The sequence below is a fragment of the Streptomyces verrucosisporus genome (assembly GCF_017114865.1).
Classification (GTDB): domain Bacteria; phylum Actinomycetota; class Actinomycetes; order Streptomycetales; family Streptomycetaceae; genus Streptomyces; species Streptomyces fenghuangensis.
On the sequence record NZ_JADEYH010000066.1, the window covers coordinates 1 to 2,160 of the forward strand.

Here is a 2,160-nt window from a genome sequence, read left to right on the forward strand (position 1 = left end):
GGGGTCGCCCAGCCTCGTCCCCGTGCCGTGCGCCTCGACCGCGTCGACATCGGCCGGTGACAGCCCCGCGCTCGTGAGGGCCTGCCGGATCACCCGTTCCTGGGCGGGACCGTTGGGCGCGGTCAGTCCGTTGCTGGCGCCGTCCTGGTTTATCGCCGACCCCCGGATCACGGCCAGCACGGGGCGGCCCTCGCGCCGTGCGTCGGACAGCCGGGCGAGCAGCAGCAGACCGGCGCCCTCGGCCCAGCCGGTGCCGTCGGCGGACGCGGCGAAGGACCGGCACCGCCCGTCGGGCGACAGCCCGCGCAGCCGGGAGAACTCCACGAACGAGGTGGGTGTGGACATCACCGTCACCCCGCCGGCCAGTGCGAGGTCTGCCTCTCCCCGGCGCAGTGCCGTCGCCGCCAGGTGCAGGGCGACCAGCGAGGACGAGCAGGCGGTGTCGACCGTGACCGCCGGGCCCTCCAGCCCGAAGGTGTAGGCGAGCCGGCCCGAGGCGACACTGCCCGCACTGCCGCCGTAGAGGTAGCCCTCGAACTCCTCGGCCGGCAGCCGGGGCCGCGAGCCGTAGTCGTTGTACATCGCCCCGACGAACACCCCGGTACGGCTGCCCCGCACCGACTCCGGCACGATCCGCGCCCGCTCGAACGCCTCCCACGCGGTCTCCAGCAGCAGCCGCTGCTGAGGGTCGGTGGCCAGCGCCTCACGGGGCGACATCCCGAAGAACTCAGGGTCGAACAGGTCCGCGTCGTGCAGGAAACCGCCGTACCGGGTGTACGACTTGCCGACCGCGTCCGGGTCGGGGTCGTAGAGGTCGTCGACGTTCCAGCCGCGGTCCTCGGGGAAGGCCGACACCGCGTCGGTGCCGTCGGCGACGATCTGCCACAACTGCTCCGGAGAGCGCACGCCGCCGGGGTAGCGGCACGCCATACCGATGATCGCGATCGGCTCCTGCTCCCGCTCCTCCACCTCGCGCAGCCGCTCGCGGCTCGCGCGGGCGTCTGCGACCGCACGCTTGAGGTACTGACGGAGTTGGTTCTCGTCGGTCGTCACGTCGTCTCAGCTCCATGGGGAATCGGCACAGATGTCGTGGGGGCGCCCGGCTCGTCGGGGACGGGCCGGGCGTGCGGCACCGCGCGCTAGTCGAGTTCGTCGACCATGGCGAACAGATCCTCGTCGGTCGCGGAGTCGAGGTCGGGCAGGTTGCCGTCGCGCAGCGGGTCGGCACCGTCGGCGAGGTCGAGCAGTTCCCGCAGCCGGTCGATGATGCTCTGGTGCGCCGCCGTGTCGGAGAGCGCGTCCGGCAGCGAGGCCCTCAGCCGGTCGAGGTCCGCCAGCACCGGATCGGCGGGGGACGGTTCGGCGGTCTCCGTGACGAGTTCCGCGCGCAGATACGCGGCCAGTGCGTCCGGGCTGGGATGGTCGAAGACGACCGTGGTGGGCAGCCGCAGCCCGGTAGCGCTGTTCAGCTGGTTGCGCAGCTCGACCGCGGTGAGCGAGTCGAAGCCCAGCTCGTTGAAGGCGCGGGTCGTCCCGATCGAGGTGGCGTCGGCGTGTCCGAGGACGGTGGCCGCCCTCGCCCGCACCAGGTCGGTGAGCACCTGCAGCTGTTCCGCCGGCGGGAGCCCGGCCAGTCGCTGCGGGAGTGACACCTGCTGCCGCTCGGCCCGGGGTGCCGGACGCGGGACGAGCCCCCGCAGCACCGCCGGCAGGTGCTCCGCCCTGCGTAGCGCGCCGGTGTCGATCCGGGTGACGGCGTGTACTGGCCGGTCGAGGGCGAGTGCCGCGTCGAACAGCGCGGTGGCCTCGGCGCTGGCGAGGGGCGAAAGCCCGAGGCGGGCCAGGCGGCCGAGGTCCGCGTCGGACAGATGGGTGCTGAGCGCGCTGCTCTCGGCCCACAGCCCCCATGCCAGGGAGTGCGCGGGAAGGCCGTTCGCGTGCCGGTGGTGGGCGAGCGCGTCGAGGAAGGTGTTGGCGGCCGCGTAGTTCGCCTGCCCCGGCGTGCCGACGACACCGGCGACGGACGAGTACAGGACGAACGCCGACAGGTTCGCGTCCCTGGTCAGATCGTGCAGGTTCCACGCGCCGTCGATCTTGGGCCGCAGTACGCCGTCGAGCTGGGCCGGCTTCAGCGAGGTGATCGTCGCGTCGTCGGTGATG

At 73.0% G+C, this 2,160-nt stretch carries 2 protein-coding genes; both read right to left on the reverse strand.

Features of this window, described 5'->3' with window-relative positions; genetic code table 11:
- On the reverse strand, nt 1–1,053 hold a 1,053-nt coding region (locus IQ279_RS27425; RefSeq protein WP_206352023.1), incomplete at its 3' end, for a beta-ketoacyl synthase N-terminal-like domain-containing protein.
- 86 nt (nt 1,054–1,139) lie between these two features.
- Nucleotides 1,140–2,160 (reverse strand): beta-ketoacyl reductase (locus tag IQ279_RS27430; protein WP_206352024.1); only part of this gene is annotated, 1,021 nt, incomplete at its 5' end.